Below are 395 nucleotides of genomic sequence, written 5' to 3'. Positions count from 1 at the left end.
AGCGATAATTTTAGTTTCAAGCTTTCGCTATTCACTCGGTTTTTGCTTGGTAAAATCATTTATACTTACTTATCTAGTTTTCAATGTACAATTTAATTTTCATATTAATTTAAATATGGTGGAGACTAGCGGGATCGAACCGCTGACCTCCTGCGTGCAAAGCAGGCGCTCTCCCAGCTGAGCTAAGCCCCCATATATTAAGTTGAATTTCAAATGGTGGGCCTAAGTGGACTCGAACCACCGACCTCACGCTTATCAGGCGTGCGCTCTAACCAGCTGAGCTATAGGCCCATTTGAATTTTGAATCCTCAAATATGAGCATTCAAAACTGAATACAATATGTCACGTTAATCCGCTTATCACCTAAAGGTGATATTCCGTTATTATCCTTAGAA

At 40.0% G+C, this 395-nt stretch carries 2 tRNA genes; both read right to left on the bottom strand.

The window, feature by feature from the left end:
• Positions 1 to 116 precede the first annotated feature (116 nt).
• Positions 117 to 192 (bottom strand) — tRNA-Ala (locus CD122_RS11545).
• Positions 193 to 214: 22 nt separating this feature from the next.
• Positions 215 to 291, bottom strand: a tRNA-Ile gene (locus CD122_RS11540).
• Between the last annotated feature and the right edge of the window lie 104 nt (positions 292 to 395).

It is taken from the genome of Staphylococcus rostri (genome assembly GCF_002902145.1).
Classification (GTDB): Bacteria; Bacillota; Bacilli; order Staphylococcales; family Staphylococcaceae; genus Staphylococcus; species Staphylococcus rostri.
This window is presented reverse-complemented; position numbering and strand designations above follow the sequence as displayed.